Origin of the sequence: Bradyrhizobium sp. SZCCHNRI20481, from assembly GCF_032485055.1 — a bacterium.
Lineage (GTDB): Bacteria > Pseudomonadota > Alphaproteobacteria > Rhizobiales > Xanthobacteraceae > Bradyrhizobium.
The window spans coordinates 73,816-88,727 of sequence record NZ_JAUEUE010000011.1 but is presented as its reverse complement, the minus strand read 5'-3'; the positions used below and the strand labels follow the sequence as shown (position 1 = coordinate 88,727).

Here is a 14,912-nt window from a genome sequence, read left to right as displayed (position 1 = left end):
AAGCGCGCCATTCCCACCTGAATGGCCGCTGATTCCGCGAGGAGCCACCAGACATGGTCAATACCGCAAACCCCGGCCCCATCGATGCTTCGACGGAAGCAGAGCTTGCTTCGCTTGGCGTGGCTGGTGCCGCCGAGGCGATCCGAAACGGCGACTTGACCGCCGAGGCCTATGCCACCGCCCTTCTGCAACGAGCCCGGCTGCACGGGGATCTGAACGCCTTCGTCACCATCGACGAGGCCGGCGTCCTTGCCGCCGCACGCCAGGCCGATGCCGCCCGCGCGGCAGGAGCTGCGTCGCCGCTCCTTGGCGTTCCGCTCGGGATCAAGGACAGCTATCTGACCAAGGGCATTCCGACGAGCCTTGGGATCAAGCCTCTCGCGGGCTTCGTGCCGCAAGAGGATGCCGAGGCGGTGCGCGCCGTCAAGGAGGCCGGCGCACTGGTGTTCGGCAAGAACAACCTCGTCGAGATGTCGTTCGGGCTCACGGGCCACAACGCGCCCTACGGGCAGGTGAGGAATCCGGTCGACCGAGATCGCGTATCAGGCGGCTCGTCCAGTGGCTCCGCCGCGGCCGTCGCGGCCGGGCTCGTGCCGGCATCGCTCGGCGGCGATACGATCGGGTCGATCCGCGTCCCTGCATCTCTGTGTGGTGTCGTCGGTTTCAAACCAACGACGGGGCGTTGGCCACGCGGCGGCGCCGCGCCGGTATCGCACACGCTCGATACCACGGGCGTGCTCGCCCGCAGCGTCGAGGATTGCGCGCTCATGGACGCCGTGGTGACTGGTGCGGCACCGACGCAGTTCGACGCGCGCGAAGCCGGCCTGACGGGCGTCCGGCTCGCCTATGCGCCACGGCAGTTTCTCGATCTCGTCGAGCCGGATGTTGATGCGCGCTTCCGCGAAGCGCTGACTTGGCTCAGCGATGTCGGCGCCGAAATCGTCGAGATGGACCTCGGCGAGGATTTCGGCGCCCTGTCGCAATCGGCGACCTGGAGCATCTTCTTTCACGAGACGGTGGGCGCCGTGTCCGGCTTTCTCCTCGAGCATGGCGTCCCCATCACCTTCGAGGGGGTGATCGAAAGTCTCAAGCCCGAGTTGCAGGGCGCTTGGCGCTACATGGTCTTGCCGGACGGCGGCGGCGCGACCTCGGTCGATACCTACCAGACCGCACTTGCCGTAAAGCGGACGGAAGCACAGCGCCGTCTCAATGCGATCTTCTCAGACCATGGGGCTCAGGCATTGCTGCAACCGACGACGCCTGCGACCGCGCCACGGATCGACCAGCAGACCAAATTCATGATTAGAGAGCGAGAAGTGAGCGACCTCGTGCTCGCGAACAATACGCTTGTAGCGAGCCTGTGCGGCCTGCCAGGCATCAGTATGCCGGCGGGCCTGTCTCAGGCCGGCCTGCCGATCGGTCTGGAGCTCGATGGACCGTCCTACGGCGACCGGGCGCTGCTCGATCTCGCGCGCCGGGTCGAGACCGTCCTAGCCCGCCAGCTTGCTTGAAGGGAGGCAGAGGCAAAAACATGCGTTTTGCGAAGGGACACAAGGAGGAGACGCACCGCCACATTCTCGGCGTTGCGTCGAAGCGGTTCCGCCAAGATGGCATCTCCGCGGCCGGGATCGCCGGGATCATGAGCGATGCGGGCCTGACCAACGGTGCCTTCTATCTCCACTTCAAATCAAAGGACGACCTCGTTCGCGAAGCAATGTCTGCCGCGATCGGCGAGCAGCAACATCGCGTCGAGGAAAGCATCGAAGCCGGTAGTGATCTCGAGGGCGTTCTTCGAAGCTATCTTTGCCGGGCTCACCTCGAAAATCCGGCGCGCGGCTGCCCGTCCGCGGCTTTGCTGCCGGAAGTCGCGCGCCTACCGGCAGCAACCCGGCAAGCGTATGAAGAGGGGATCGCTCGCTATCTTCGGGTCTTGACGCCGCTGATCCCGGTTGCCGATGCCGAAGTCGCGCATCAGCGCGCCACGGCAATCTTCGCGCTCATGGTCGGGACGCTCCAGTATGCACGTGCCGTGGCGGATCCAGCGGCGGCGGACCGGATCCTGGAAAGCGGCGTCCAAGCGGCGCTGGCGCTGGCGCGAGTGCCAACTGCCTGAAGGCGGGCAGCTCGCGAATTGCGGTAGCGCGTCACACGTCTGGCTGTTTCCATGGGGAGCGAGGCGGACGTGAGCCTCGATGCGCGGTTCTCATAGATCATCGAGCATCATCCTCGCCGTGAACCGCACCGGCGCAGCCAAGCCGAATCGTATGCTCAAACAGGCCTCGTCCGGAAATTCCGTTTTCGCGTGAGCAAGTATTTTTGCTCTGCTGTTCGCCACCCTCCTACGCCACCTGAATACTTGTTGAACCGCCCTAATCATCCCCGTCGCCAATCGCGCGTCGCGATTGGTCAACGATGGGGACGATCGTGGCGGCTGCTCCGCTCCATTCCGAGGCCCTCTCACGCGGCGCGCGTATGCTGCGTACCGCGCTCGGCCCGGCCATCGCCGCCTTCCTCGAAGACCCCTCGATCGTCGAGGTGATGCTCAATCCCGACGGCCGGCTCTGGATCGATCGGCTATCCGGTGGCCTCGAAGATAGCGGTCGCACTCTGTCGCCTGCCGACGGCGAGCGAATCGTGCGCTTGGTCGCGCATCATGTCGGCGCCGAGGTCCACGCGGAGCGCCCACGCGTCTCGGCCGAGCTGCCCGAGACGGGGGAGCGGTTCGAGGGGCTGCTGCCGCCCGTCGTCACAGCGCCAGCGTTCGCCATCCGCAAGCCCGCCGTCGCCGTCTTCACCCTCGACGATTACTTCGCCGCCGGCACCATGACTGCCGGACAGGCGGCGTCGTGCGCGCGGCCGTCGCGTCGCGCAAGAACATCCTCGTCGCCGGCGGCACCGGCACCGGCAAGACCATGCTCACCAACGCGCTGCTCGCCTAGATCGCCGGCACCAGCGACCGCGTGGTGCTGATCCGGATCGTCGGCGGCCGCGACGATCAGCGAGGAGACTTGGGAAACCAGTCCAGTGAAGCTCTCCGCAAAGTTTTCTTTCAGGTCGCGGAGGGCCGTCATTAGTCGCCGATATCCCTCCGGCATCGTCACCCGGATAAGCAAGCGGTCCGACACCTCGATCAGCCAGCCGCCCTCCTGCATCTCTAGATAGATAGTCCGACAACGCAGCCTCCGGCTCGAGCAGCAGGACCAGCAATAGAAAGCCCGCTAGACGAAAAGCACGCATCAAGGTCCGCCAGACGAAGTTTCAACCTGGAGATTTGTCCGACATCTGGCATCACCGCACCAAGACGAGGTGTCCCTGCTGCCACACCTTCCCATAGGTGATGTCCACTCAGAGATTGGGCGGTGAGCCAAGCTCACAATGGTGGACGATCCCGGGTATTACAGCGGGTATTTGGCCCAATTTTAAGGACAAAAAACACAATTATCCCAGCAATATAAGATCTTAGATATGGAGGACACTCTCTCCGCCAGCCGGCCATCCCAGCCATTCCGTTCAGTTGCGAGAAGATGAAATCGCTGCGGGCTGTCAGCCCTTCGGCATCTTCCGCGCGAGCGTGCGCGGGGGCACGCCATATCGACGGCGGAAGAGGCGGCTGAAATGCGAGGGGTCGTTGAAGCCCCAGCGCAGGGCGATGTCGGTAATGCTCTCGGTTCGGCGCGCGGCTTCGAGGTCGCGGCGGCAGCGGTCGAGGCGGCGCTGGCGGATGCATTCCGAGGGCGTGGTGCCGTGCTCGGCGAACAACAATTGTATGGAGCGGACGGATAGTCCGAAGTGGGCGGCGATCTCGGCGCTGTCGAGATCGGGGTCGTGCAGCTGTGCGTCGATGTAGCTCATGATGCGCGCGAACTGTGTGGATGTGCGTCGCGGTGCAGCGTCGCGGCGCATCAGGCGCGCAGCGCTGGCGACGATCTCGAGCCCGGTATCGACAGCGGCATGGGCCTCGCTGTCGTCCATCTCGGCCAGCGTGCCGGCGAAGCCCTTGAAGTAACCGGACACGGCGGCGCCGAAGCCGTGTCGGCCGGGCAGATGCTGGCGGCCGCGTCCGATCAGGTCGGGGTGAAAATTCCGGATCACCGCTTCGGGGCAGGCGATCATCATCTTGCGCAGCGGACTGAGCGTGGCGAAGGCGAGCGTCTCGCGCGTGTTCCAGACGATCACGTCGCCGGGTTCGAACAGCACCGTGCCGGTGGAGTCCTCGCCGCGCTCCCGGCCTTCGATCACGATCATCACGACCACCAGACCGGCATCGGAGGCGCGGCGCGTCCCGGCGCAGCCCTGCGCGACCTGCGCTTCGATCACGAGAGCATCGCCTAGCCGCCTCAACTGCTGACGGAGCGAGATGGCGTCGTGAATGGTCCAGCCGAGCAGTGGGTCGAGGGACGTCGTGGGCGCGGCCAGCGAGGCAAACCCTTGCACGTTCGGCATCTGCAACGCTTTCCCTCGGCCGCCCGGGGCCCTCGCTTGCGGCGGCTGCGTCCGCCCACGTTTCGCTGTCGTCCGGGTTCGCCGTCGCTGCCGTCCGGGACGTCGGTGCCGCGCTTGGCTTAGAGCCTAGGCCGAGACCGCCGTGCAGACAAGGCGGAGAGGCGAGAGCACAGGGAGGTTGCAATGGTCGGTTCGGATCTGCGGGCTGGGTTCGAGAAGGTGGCCTTCAAGGCCGACGATGGTACGGTGCTGCGCGGCTGGCACGTGCCGCCGCAGGGGGACGCGCCGACAGCGCCCATCGTCGTGCTTCATCACGGCTTCAGCGGGCTCAAGGAAAGCTATCTCGATAAATATGCGGCCGCGTTCAGCGCGGCCGGTCTCGGCGCGCTGGTCTATGATCCCCGCAATTTCGGCGAGAGCGAAGGACGCGTCCGGCAGGAGATCGACCCGATGCAGCAGCTGGCCGACTACCGCGATGCCATCACCTTCGCGATGACCCTGCCGCGCGTCGATCCCAGAAGGATCGGCGCTTGGGGCTCCAGCTATGGCGGCGGTGTCGCCATCCAGGCGGCGGCGATCGATCAGCGCATCCGCTGCGTGGCAGTGCAGGTCTCGTTCCTCAGCGGCGGCGCGATCTGGAGCCACATTCCGGCGGAGACAAAGGCGCAGCTGTCGCAGCTGTTCGTCGGCGAGCGATTGGCCCGTGCCGCGGGCGAGCCGCCGGTGACCATGCAGGTGGTGGCGCAGGATCCGGCGACGACGCCGTGCATCCTCGGGACGTCGGACGCCTACGACTGGTGCATGGAGGCTGCGAAGATCTCGCCGCTGTGGCGCAACGAGGTTACCGTGCGCAGCCTGGAGCTCACCTTCAGCTTCGAGCCGGCCGCCTTCTTACATCGCATCGCGCCGCGGCCGCTGATGTGGATCGCGGCCGAGGGCGACATGCTGATGCCGATCGAGGCGTCCCGGGAGGCGTTCGCACGCGCCGGCGAGCCAAAGCAGTTTGTCAGTCTGCCTTGCGGGCATTTCGCGCCCTATGTCCAGCACTTCGAACAATCATCCTCGGCTGCGCGTGACTGGTTCCTATCGCACCTCCTGTAGGCGCGCGAAGCTCGAGCTCCGAAGGTAGGGTAGGGCGATCGCAGATGAGGCAACAAGCTGTGGCGAGCGATCGTTTCGCGGCCACCCTTCGCGACGGCCGCCTACGGCGGCCTCTCGGGATGAGGGTCTTTTCGCGGCCAAATCCAAACCGTCATGGTGAGGAGGGCCGCTCTGCATCGCCTTGAGACCCATGGGGGCTGACGATCGGCTGCTCCCGTGCGGCGCTGCTCATGCTGCTCCTGCTCCGGGGCCGGCGGCCCGTGCGTGCAGTTGCCGGCACCTGGCACGAGCACCCCGCCGGTGGCGGGGCGGCAATTCCCAAACAGCGGGGCTGATTCGGCGCGAATGGTCTAGAATTATAATTGCAACGCGCGTCGCGCGTCACCTCCGTGCAGTGCCCCCGCCCGAAATGCCCCCCGTCATCGCCGACCCCTCCCTCCTGCGCGTCCTGATCGTGCTCGCCATCACCCAGCTCATCGCCTGGGGCACGCTCAGCCTGCCGGCGGTGATCGGCCGGGCCATGGCGGTGGATCTGGAGATGGATCTGACGGCGATCTTCGCCAGCACCTCGGTGCTGTACATGTCGATGGGGCTGTGCTCGCCGCTGCTGGCGCGGCCGTTCGTCAAGCATGGCGGGCGGCGGGTGATGATCGCGGGCACCCTGCTGGCCGCGCCGGGCTATGCGCTGCTGTCAGCCGCGCAGGGCGCTCTCTCTTATTATGCCGCATGGCTGCTGCTCGGCGTGGCCGGCAGCGCCACGCTCTCGACCGCCTCCTACATCGTGCTCAACGAGATCGCCGGCCTGCGCGCGCGCGGCGCCATCGGCGCGCTGATGCTGGTCACGGGGCTGTCGAGCAGCATCTTCTGGCCGGTCACCTCGACCCTCTCGGCGCATATCGGCTGGCGCAGCACCTGTCTCGTCTACGCCGGCCTGCTGCTGCTGGTCTCGCTGCCGCTGTTCGTGTTCCTGCTGCCGCGGCGCGTCCATGATCATCTGCCGCCGTCATCATCGGATGCGGCGGCGTCCGTCCCCGCAGCGACGCCGTCGCGCGGCACGTTCTATCTGCTGGTCGGCGCCTCCGGCCTCAACGCCTTCGTCGCGTTCGGGATGGGGGCCGTGCTGATCGAGCTCCTGAAGGCCGAAGGCCTGTCGGCGGCCGAAGCGGTCGGCTTTGGCTCGATGCTGGGGGTGATCCAGATCAGCGCCCGCGCCATCGATTTTCTCGGCGGCGGCCGCTGGGACGGCATCACCACCGCGATCGTCGCCGGCCTGGCGCTGCCGGTGGCGATGCTGCTGCTGATGTTGAGCGACGGCTCGCATGCCGCGATCGGCGCCTTCATCCTGATCTACGGCCTCGGCAGCGGCGCGCTCGCCGTGGCGCGGGCCACCATGCCGCTGGTGTTCTACGACAAGGCGGCCTTCGCCAAGGCGTCCGCCCAGATCGGACTGCCGCTCAACCTGTTGTCGGCGGTGTCGGCGCCCATCCTCGTCGAGCTCTTGACCCGCTACGGCAGCAACGCGCCGCTGGCGCTGAGCCTGGCATGCTCATGCGCGGCCGTGGTCATCCTGTTGCTGCTGCGGCAGCGCCGTCCGATGCGCGCGGCGGTCTCGTCCTGAGACGTCCGACCGAGTCGCCCGTCGGGGCGGACCTGCGCCCGCCGGAAGCGCCGGGACATGCCGCATTCGCCCTGCGCCGAAACACGAAGTTCATTCGCCGTCTCAACGACATCGCCGCAGCCGCGCCCGCCTGCGCAAATTTTGTTCTTTCGTTTTATCGGAATTCGTGCTTCTCTATCGCTGTCCCGCCTCATCGACGAGGGGCGCTGCGCATCGTCAGGAGCGTTGGGGTGGGATGTGATGGACGGGCAGGCGCCGACTGACGAGCGGCGCCGGCACGGACGGTCAAGTCGCATGGTCCTGGCATCCCGATGCTGATGCCTGCGTGGCGTGCCTTTGGCGCGTTGTCGCAAACGGGGGCAAGAACGCCGGTCCCCGGGGAGAGTGCGAAGCAGCCGTAACACCATTGCGCAGGGAAGGCCGGGCAGAACCGGTTGAACCTGTGGTTCCTGCCCCGTGCATTCCTTTCCGCACGGGGGCCGCAGGAATCAGCCGATGCCTGGTCTTCCCTGCGCCCTCGATGACGTGAGGGCTTCGCTGCACAAAGCTCGGGCGCCTGACGCGTCGCGACAACGCAACTCCGTGGGGACTCGACACCCAATCGGGTGGAACTGGTGCGAACCGGCCCTTTCAATTATCGCATGTTAATTCGAGCGATCGTCGCGCAATGCCGCTCTGGTTGTTCTCTGGCATAAGTTCGCGTGAACGGACGTTTCCAGTCCAAAGACTAATTAGTTCGCCAGTGTTCGGGCGGCACGGATAGCAAACCATTAATGTAGGGTTGGTATCGTGCATACAGTCCACGCAACGAGAACCAGAAAATGCGACACCTGACTGTCTATCAGCGTCTCGCGGCGATCATCGCCGTGATGTCGATCGCACTGTTCGCCGTCTCCGCCATGCAGATCCTGATGCTGCGCGGAACCGTTCTCGAGGAGCGGCAGACCATGGTCCGCAACCTCGTCGAGTCCGCCGTCAAGGTGCTGAGCTATTATGACGCCGCGGCGACCGCCGGCAAGGTCGCGCCGGAGCAGGCGCGGCAGCAGGCCTACGCCGCGATCGGCGCAATGCGCTGGGGCCAGTACAACGACTATCTCGGCGTCTACGGAACCGGATCGTCGGATGCGGGCGTGACCTATGTCCATGCCAACCCGAAATACATCAACGTCAACCGCTGGGACTTCAAGGATTCCACCGGCAAGCTCCTGATCCAGGACATCGTGCGCACGGCGCGCGCCGGCGGCGGCTTCGTCGAGTACAAGGTGCCGCGCGCCGGGGGGACGACCGAGCTGCCGAAGATGTCCTACGTCGGCGCCTATGGCGGCGGCGACAAGATGCTGGCGATCCAGGCCGGCGTGTATGTCGACGACATCGACGCAGTCGTCTATCAGCGTGCGATGTGGGCCGGCTTCGGCGCGCTTGCCGGTCTGCTGGTCGCCGCGGTCGTCGCCTTCTGGCTCGGACGCAGCGTCGTCGTTCCGCTCGACCGCACCTGCGTCGTGATGGACGAGCTGACCAAGGGCAATCTGGGCCTCGAGGTGCCGTTCACCGATCGCAGGAACGAGATCGGCCGCATGGCGCGCAGCCTGCAGATCTTCAAGGACCATCTCGCCGAGAGCGAGCGCCTCCGGGCCGAGCAGGAGCAGTCCAAGCAGCAGGCCGCCGAGGAGCGCCGCACGGTGCTGGTGCGGATCGCCGACGAGTTCGAGCGCTCGATCGGCGGCGTGATCCAGACCACCGCGACCGCGGCCGGCGAGCTGCAGACCTCCGCGCAATCGATGTCGAGCATCGTCGCCGGCACGACGGACCAGAGCGCGAAGGTGGCCGCGGCCGCCGAGCAGACCGCCAAGAACGTGCAGACGGTGTCGGCCTCCGCCGAGCAGTTGTCGTCATCGATCCAGGAGATCGCCAAGCAGGTCACGCAGTCGTCGTCGATCGCCCAGAACGCGGTCGGGCAGGCGACGCGGACGGAGGCGATGGTCGACAGGCTGGTCCACGCGTCGCAGAAGATCGGCGAGGTGATGGCGCTGATCCAGACCATCGCCGGCCAGACAAACCTGCTGGCGCTGAACGCCACCATCGAATCGGCGCGTGCCGGCGAGGCCGGCAAGGGCTTCGCGGTCGTCGCCAACGAGGTCAAGGCGCTGTCGGCGCAGACCGCCAAGGCGACCGAGGAGATTACCAGCCAGATCGAAGCCATCCGCGACGCCACCGGCTCGACGGTCAACGCAATCCGCGAGATCGGCGCGACCATCGGGCAGATGAACGAGATCACCGACGCGATCGCAGCCGCGGTCGAGGAGCAGGGCGCTGCGACCAAGGAAATCGCCCGCAGCGTGCAGCAGGCGGCGCAGGGCACGCAGGGGGTCATGCAGCACATTGTCGGCGTGCGCGAGGCGTCCGGCCAGGTCGGCGCCGCGGCGGCACAGGTGTTGAGTGCGGCCTCGCAGCTCGGCAGCCAGTCGGATCAGCTCAAGACCCAGACCGGGCGATTCCTCGGCAACGTCCGCGCGGCGTGATGTCGGCGGCGGATGGTGACAGCTCACCCTCCGCCGATCTCCACGAGACGGTCGAGCAGCGCGGCCTGCGCCGGATTGATCCGGACCCTCGCCTCGGCGAGGTCGAACCAGGCGGCGCGGTCCACCTCGGGAAAGCGCTGGATACGGCCGCTGCGCGGCGGCCATTCGAGCTCGAACGCGTTGCTGGTGATGCTGCCGGCATCGAGATCGCTCTCGGCGGCGAACGCCTCGACCACCTTGCCGCCGCGCTGCTTGATCTCGCCGAGCGGCAGCAGCGACGCCGTCAGCGTCGTGCCGAGCTCCTCGGCAAATTCGCGCCGCGCCAGCGCCTCGGCCGCCTCGCCGGCGCCGAACTCGCCCTTCGGGATCGACCAGGCGCCGAGATCCTTGTTGCGCCAGAACGGGCCGCCGGGATGCACCAGGAGCACCTCCAATCCGTTGGAGGTCCTGCGAAAGGCGAGCACGCCCGCGCTGCGTGCCGGCATCGCCTTATGCCTCGCCGGTGCGCTGGATGAGGTCCCGCTCCCAGCCGAACACCGAACGGCCGTCGAGCTCTGGCGAGGCGGCGCGCTCGGTCGCGATGTAGGCATCGAGCGAGGGGCCGGTCGCGCTGCGCTCCAGCCGGCGGGCCTGCTCGTCGAGCCGCTTCAGCGCCGACAGTGCCTCGTCGCGGCCGAGCTTGGCGTTGCCGACGGCCGATTTGAGCACGCGGATGGTCTCGTCATAGACCTTGATCGGCACCGGATAGGGATGCCGGTCCTTGCCGCCATGCGCCAGCGAGAACCGTGCCGGGTCGCTGAATCGATACGGCGCGCCATGCACGACCTCGGCGACCATGGCGAGCGAGCGCACGGTGCGGGCGCCGACGCCCGGCGTCAGCAGCAGGTCGGGGAAGTCGACCGGGCCGCGCTCGGCGGCCGCCGCGAGCGTGCCGTGCAGCCGGCGGGCGAACACGTCCTTCGGCCTGACGTCGTGATGCGCGGGCATGACAAGATGCGGCAGCAGGCCCTGGGCGGGCTCCGGCGTGCTCAGCCGTTCGAACTCCGTGACGACGCGGTCGGGGCCGAGATCGGTGAGCAGCTCAAGCTGGGCGTGGCGCGACGGCGCGGCGCGCTTGTCGGTGAGGTTGACGATCTCGCCCTGGACGGGACCATCGATGGCGCTGTGCGGCGCGTCGACGAAGCTCGCAAGCTGCTGCGAATGCCAATGGTAGCGCCGGGCCTGGCGCGCGTCGCCATTCATGCCCTGCTGCACCACGGTCCATTTGCCGTCCGATGTGACGAAGAAGCCGTGCAGATAGAGGTCGAAGCCGTCCTGCACCGCGGCGCTGTCGACCTTGGCGACGAGCTTGCTGGTCCGGACCAGCTCCTCGCCGTCGAGGCCGAGCCGGTCGCTGAGCAGGCGCAACTCGTCGGGCGTCTTGCGCGAATGCTCGCCGCGGCCACCGCAGACGAAGATGCCGAGCTCGCCGGACAGCGGCTTCAGCCCGCGCTTCAGCGCGCCGATCACGCTGGTGGTGATGCCGGAGGAATGCCAGTCCATGCCCATGACGGCGCCGAACGACTGGAACCAGAACGGATGCGATATCCGCGCCAGGAATTCGTCGCGGCCGTAATGATGCACGATCGCCTGGGTGATGATGGCGCCGAGCGAGGCCATGCGCGTGCCGAGCCAGGCCGGGACGCGTCCGGAATGGAGCGGAAGATCGGCGCTGCCGGTGCGTCGGGCCATCGGAACCATGCAGAGGAGGTGTGTCGCGCCAATCTAACAGATGGCGCGCCGATGTGCGATCGCTCCGATGGGACGCGGGCCGTGGCGCTATCCGGTTTGCCCGAGATGGCCGATCCAGTTCCTGAACAGCGTTTGCGCGGCGCTTTCTGCGGCGAGATCGGGCCGCAGCGTCAATCCCGGGAGTTCGGCCGCCAGCGTCGGGTCGCGCCTTTCCTTGGCCCGCCGCTCGAACGCGTTGAGCACCGCCTCGGTCTCGGCGCTGAAATAGGATTTCGGCAGCCGCGGGTAGTCGTCGCGCTGCCCGGCGAGAAAGCGCGCGATGTCACGCATGTATTCGCGCTGCAGGGAGAGCGCGTCATATTCGGGATGGCCCTGAAAGAACACGAACCGGCTCGGCGTCGAGCGCGCGAAAATGTCGACGCCGACCTCCTCCGACCGCGTCAGGATGTCGTAGCCGCGCTCCGCCAGCAGCGGCTCGTTGACGGCGTTGAGGCGGGAGTGCGGCACCTGAAGCGGCAAATGGATGCCGTGCGTGAGCCAGTCGTCCTGGACCTTCACGCAGTCGAAGATGCCGGAGCATTTGCTCGCAAGCCGCTGCCGCTCGATGTCGTCCAGGTGCAGCACGGCCGCGTGGGCCGCGAGACACGACCAGATGGTCGAGCGCGTGTTGGTTCTGGCCCAGTCGATCACGGAGGTGAGGTCCGACCAATAGGGCTCGTCGGGCAATGTCGCGGCGACAGGCTCGGCGCCGGTCACGATCAGGCCGTCGATGCCGAGCCGATCGAGCGACCCGATGTCCGCGTAGGACTGGGCGACGTGGCTCCTGGCCGCTTGCGAGCGCGAGATGGAGGGCAGCGAGAAGCAGTGCAGGCGGATGCGGACGTGCCGCGGCGCGCACTGCTGCAGCAGGCGGGCGATCTGGAGATCGGTCGCCTTCAGGGCGCTGTCCGGCATGTTGTTGACGAGGCCGATCGAAAGCTCGATCGGGCGCCCTCCGCGGTCGTCGAACTCGGCGGGCGCGAGGGCAGGGCTCGCGATCCTGCGATGTCGGTCGAACAGCAGGGTCATCGGCTGATCGCTCTACTCCGCCGCATCCAACTGACGCGGACGAGGGCAGGCCTGGTCGAGAGCCTGGTCGAGATCCTCGATGATGTCGCTGACATGCTCGATGCCGATCGACAGCCGGATCGTCTCGGGAAGGACGCCCGCCTTGCGCTGGTCGTCCGGCGGCATCTGCCGATGTGTGGTCGATGCGGGATGGCAGGCCAGCGATTTCGCATCGCCGATATTGACCAGCCGCGTGACGAGCTTCAGGGAGTCGTAAAACGCCTTGCCCGCCTCCATGCCGCCCTTGATCCCGAACGTGAACAGCGACGACGCCCGGCCGTCGAGATATTTCTGGACCAGAGGGTAGTAGCGGCTGTCGGCGAAGCCGGCGTAGTTGACCCATTCTACGCGCGGATCGTTGCGCAGGAATTCGGCGACCTTGCGCGCATTCTCGACGTGGCGCTCCATGCGCAACGCGACCGTCTCGATGCCCTGCAGCAGCAGGAAGGCATTGAACGGCGACAGCACCGCACCCATGGTCCGCTGATAGACGCTGCGCGCGCGCTGGATGTAGGCGCTGCGGCCGAAATGATCGGTGTAGACCATCCCGTGATAGGACGCGTCGGGCTGGGTGAAGGCGGGAAAACGGTCGGCATGATCCTTCCAGGGGAAGTTGCCGCTGTCGACCAGCATGCCGCCCAGCGTCGTGCCATGACCGCCGAGAAACTTGGTCAGCGAATGCACCGCGATGTCGGCGCCGTAATCGAACGGCCGCAGCAGGATCGGTGTTGCGACGGTGTTGTCGACGATCAGCGGCACGCCGCTGCGATGCGCAACCTTCGCCAGCGCCTCGATGTCGCAGACATTGCCGGCAGGATTGCCGATCGTCTCGGCGAACACGGCCTTGGTGTTTTCGTCGATGAGACGCTCGATGGCATCGGGCGCATCGCTTTCGGCAAAGCGCCCGGTGATGCCCTGGCGCGGCAGGATGTGCCCGAGCAGCGTGTGCGTGGTGCCATAGAGCTGCGGCACCGAGACGATGTTGCCGCCGCCATCGGCCAGATTGACGAATGCGAAGTGAAGCGCAGCCTGCCCGGTGCCGACGGCGAGCGCGCCGACGCCGCCCTCGAGCTCGGTGACGCGCTTCTCGAGCACTGCCGTGGTCGGATTGGAGATACGGCTGTAGCGGTAGCCCTCGGCTTCGAGATTGAACAGCGCGGCGCCGTGATCGGCGCTGTCGAAGGCGTAGGCGGCGGTCTGATAGATCGGAACCGCGACGGCCTTGGTGGTCGCCTCCGGTTCATAGCCGGCGTGGATTGCAATCGTCTCATTGCGCATCGGCGATCTCCACTCCCGCATCCGTCCACAATGCAGGTTGCACGTATTCCGCGAGGGGTGTCGTTGTAGGAGCGCAGGCGTAAAGCGGGCAATAATTCGCGACAAGAACGACGAAATAACCCTAACGATGTGTGGCCGATAAGCTTCGAATTAGCGTGCGGTTGGGACCGGGAGGAGGGACCGAATTTGCTGTCCGACCAGATCCAGTGCTGCTTTGGCCTGCGGCAGGATCGCGCCAAGCGCGTGAAAATTGTGGACCATGCCGTTGTGACAGACATGCGCGACCGTGACACCAGCTTCCGCGAGCCGTGCCGCGTAGGCATTGCCCTCGTCACGCATCGCGTCGAATTCCGCGGTGTGGATCACAGCGGGGGGAAGCCCAGCCAGCGTCTCACGGCACAACGGCGATATCAGTGGATTGGCGACATCGACCTCGCCAACCAGATAGTCGGCGAGGTCGGCCTGCCAGGTCGCCCTGTCGATCAGGTGGCCGGTCCCGAACAGCTCGCGCGACGGCCAGAAATTGGAGAAATCGAGCACTGGACAGATCAGGCACTGCAGCGCGATCCTGAGATCGGTGCTGCCGACGGCCTGCTGACAAACGGCGGCGGCGAGCGTGGCGCCCGCGGAATCGCCGCCGATCACAATCCGACCGCCGTCGATGCCGAGCGCGGCCGCGCGATCGATGGCGAAGTGAACCGCCGCGATCGCATCCTCGATCGCTGCGGGGAACTTGTGCTCAGGCGCGAGGCGGTAGTCGATTGAGAGCAGCCGACAGCCGGAGGCGGCGGCAAGCGCGGCGGCGACCTTGTCGTGCGTGTCGATGCTGCCTGCCACGAGACCGCCGCCGTGAAAGTAGACGAAGCCGGGGAAGGGCGCCCCAGTATCATCCGGGCCTGCTGCAGGCGTATACAGGCGATAACGAAGCAGCCCGGAGGGCCCGGAGAAATTGCCGTCCCGCGTGATGACGGCGCCGCAGTCGTTGCGCGCGAATTGCATCAGCTTGGCGAGCGACTGCCGCCGCTGCGCGGGGCCCGGACGCTCCTGGCTTTCCGGCACAGCGGCCGCCACCATCGAAAGCAGGCGCTGGGCGCGAGGGTCGAGCGGCATGACAG

General features: G+C 66.6%; 11 protein-coding genes and 1 pseudogene. 6 read left to right on the top strand and 6 right to left on the bottom strand.

Going from position 1 to position 14,912, the window contains the following annotated elements; translation table 11 throughout:
• Nucleotides 1-53: 53 nt before the first annotated feature.
• The 3 genes and pseudogenes from QX132_RS19015 to QX132_RS33055 form a co-directional block, all read left to right on the top strand.
• Nucleotides 54-1,511, top strand: coding sequence for an amidase family protein (locus tag QX132_RS19015; protein WP_315750806.1), 1,458 nt, complete (start codon nt 54-56; stop codon nt 1,509-1,511).
• Between the two features lie 20 nt (nt 1,512-1,531).
• Entirely contained in the window at nt 1,532-2,113 is a 582-nt protein-coding gene (locus QX132_RS19010; RefSeq protein ID WP_315750807.1) for a TetR/AcrR family transcriptional regulator, read from the top strand.
• Nucleotides 2,114-2,807: 694 nt separating this feature from the next.
• Nucleotides 2,808-2,939 (top strand): annotated as a pseudogene (locus QX132_RS33055) (ATPase, T2SS/T4P/T4SS family); the annotation flags it as partial.
• Nucleotides 2,940-3,543: 604 nt separating this feature from the next.
• Here QX132_RS33055 and QX132_RS19000 read toward each other — a convergent pair.
• Complete coding sequence (locus QX132_RS19000; protein WP_316162376.1) at nt 3,544-4,443, bottom strand: helix-turn-helix domain-containing protein; 900 nt, start codon at nt 4,441-4,443, stop codon at nt 3,544-3,546.
• A 183-nt stretch (nt 4,444-4,626) separates the two neighbouring features.
• Here QX132_RS19000 and QX132_RS18995 point away from each other — a divergent pair, with 183 nt between their 5' ends.
• From QX132_RS18995 to QX132_RS18985, 3 genes are all read left to right on the top strand, one after another.
• A complete protein-coding gene (locus tag QX132_RS18995) occupies nt 4,627-5,544 on the top strand; it encodes an alpha/beta hydrolase (protein WP_315773837.1) in 918 nt (305 codons plus the stop codon).
• Nucleotides 5,545-5,953: 409 nt separating this feature from the next.
• Nucleotides 5,954-7,162, top strand: coding sequence for an MFS transporter (locus tag QX132_RS18990; RefSeq protein WP_316162375.1), 1,209 nt, complete (start codon nt 5,954-5,956; stop codon nt 7,160-7,162).
• An 821-nt stretch (nt 7,163-7,983) separates the two neighbouring features.
• Nucleotides 7,984-9,681, top strand: a complete 1,698-nt coding sequence (locus QX132_RS18985) for a methyl-accepting chemotaxis protein (RefSeq protein ID WP_316162373.1) — start codon at nt 7,984-7,986, stop codon at nt 9,679-9,681.
• A gap of 23 nt (nt 9,682-9,704) precedes the next feature.
• Here QX132_RS18985 and QX132_RS18980 read toward each other — a convergent pair whose 3' ends face one another.
• The 5 genes from QX132_RS18980 to QX132_RS18960 all read right to left on the bottom strand — a co-directional run bounded on the left by QX132_RS18980 (nt 9,705) and on the right by QX132_RS18960 (nt 14,907).
• Nucleotides 9,705-10,166: an NUDIX domain-containing protein gene (locus tag QX132_RS18980; RefSeq protein WP_316162371.1), complete on the bottom strand. Its 462-nt coding sequence runs from the start codon at nt 10,164-10,166 to the stop codon at nt 9,705-9,707.
• Between the two features lie 4 nt (nt 10,167-10,170).
• Nucleotides 10,171-11,412 carry a DUF763 domain-containing protein gene (locus tag QX132_RS18975; RefSeq protein ID WP_316162369.1) on the bottom strand — a complete coding sequence of 414 codons (1,242 nt, stop codon included), beginning with the start codon at nt 11,410-11,412 and terminating at the stop codon, nt 10,171-10,173.
• An 87-nt stretch (nt 11,413-11,499) separates the two neighbouring features.
• On the bottom strand, nt 11,500-12,480 hold the full coding sequence (locus QX132_RS18970) for a homoserine O-succinyltransferase (protein WP_316162368.1): 981 nt from the start codon (nt 12,478-12,480) through the stop codon (nt 11,500-11,502).
• A gap of 12 nt (nt 12,481-12,492) precedes the next feature.
• Nucleotides 12,493-13,797 (bottom strand): O-acetylhomoserine aminocarboxypropyltransferase/cysteine synthase family protein, encoded by a 1,305-nt coding sequence (locus QX132_RS18965; RefSeq protein ID WP_316162366.1) that lies wholly within the window; start codon nt 13,795-13,797, stop codon nt 12,493-12,495.
• Nucleotides 13,798-13,947: 150 nt separating this feature from the next.
• The gene (locus QX132_RS18960) at nt 13,948-14,907 is read right to left on the bottom strand and encodes an alpha/beta hydrolase (protein ID WP_316162364.1); all 960 of its coding nucleotides are present in this window, start codon (nt 14,905-14,907) and stop codon (nt 13,948-13,950) included.
• Nucleotides 14,908-14,912: the final 5 nt, after the last annotated feature.